Annotated in this window: 2 protein-coding genes; both read left to right on the top strand. The window is 46.0% G+C overall.

Annotated elements, in window-relative coordinates; genetic code table 11:
* The coding region (locus A3750_RS19905; protein ID WP_156498770.1) for an AraC family transcriptional regulator at positions 1-468 on the top strand (468 nt) is incomplete at its 5' end.
* A 196-nt stretch (positions 469-664) separates the two neighbouring features.
* On the top strand, positions 665-1,206 hold a 542-nt coding region (locus tag A3750_RS19900), incomplete at its 3' end, for an aminotransferase class I/II-fold pyridoxal phosphate-dependent enzyme (protein ID WP_156498769.1).

The following is a 1,206-nucleotide window of genomic DNA, read 5'->3' as shown; positions in this document are numbered from 1 at the left end:
AATACCTACATGAAGAAGTGCCAAGACTCCGCTCGACTCGCAGAGCGTTACTGGAGCTTTGACTACCGAACAACGACGCACTTGATACGAAATATACCAGCGGCATTCAACAGTGAGCACTTATCACAAGAGTTGAGTATTTCTCCGCGAGGCTTACAGAAAAAACTCAACACTCTTAACACGTCATTCTCTGCTCTTTGCATCCAGGCTCGCGCCGAGCTTGTCAAAGTGTTTCTGGTTCAACAAGGAAAGTCGATAGAGGCCACCGCCGAGCTCCTGGGCTTTCAAACGACATCCGGATTTCGTCGTTTCTTTAAAACTGAATTTGGCATGTCGGTCGGGAATTTTTTAAGCCAAATTAGAGAGCGTGAATCGCAGCAAGAGCAATCCAGCATTCCCGTTTCAGCCAGCTCGAGCTCAACAAAACGCTCTACTCACAGCAAAGCCAAGCAAACAGAAGCTTGTTAGGCCAAATCAATTTACCATCAACTAGATGGTGTTATTTCTAACATTGACCACCCAATTCAAGCCGTCTGCGCATTTTCTTTGAGGTTTAGAGGTCCAAATTGGGCACTAAGCCATGTCGTTGGATTCCAATCTCGCTTTATTTATATAGAATGCATTCTAGGCTTAATAAATACCTTTAACTTTCCAAGAGAAAACGATGAAAACGATCAAGAAGTCCTCCAAACTCGACAATGTGTGCTACGACATTCGCGGTGTTGTTGCCCATGAAGCGCGTCGACTCGAGGAGGAAGGTCATCGGATTCTCAAGCTCAACATTGGCAACCCTGCCCCGTTCGATTTTGATGTTCCTGAAGAAATTCAAACGGATGTAGTACGTAACCTTCCTAACGCGCAAGGGTATTGTGATTCAAAAGGTTTATATTCTGCGCGCAAAGCCGTTATGCAGCATTACCAAAGCCGCGGCATTCTTGATGTAGATATCGAAGACATCTATCTTGGAAACGGCGCGAGCGAGCTCATCGTGATGGCCATGCAAGCTCTGCTTAATAACGGTGATGAGGTGCTAATTCCAGCTCCTGACTACCCTTTATGGACGGCAGCCGTGACGCTGAGCAGCGGAAAGGCCGTTCATTATCAGTGCGATGAGCAAAGCAACTGGCAGCCCAATATCGATGACATCAAGAACAAAATTACCGACAAAACGAAAGCCATTGTTGTCATAAACCCAAACAATCCTAC

The sequence above is a fragment of the Oleiphilus sp. HI0079 genome (assembly GCF_001635105.1).
Note: the sequence above shows the minus strand (reverse complement) of the source record. Positions and strands in the feature narration are given on the sequence as shown.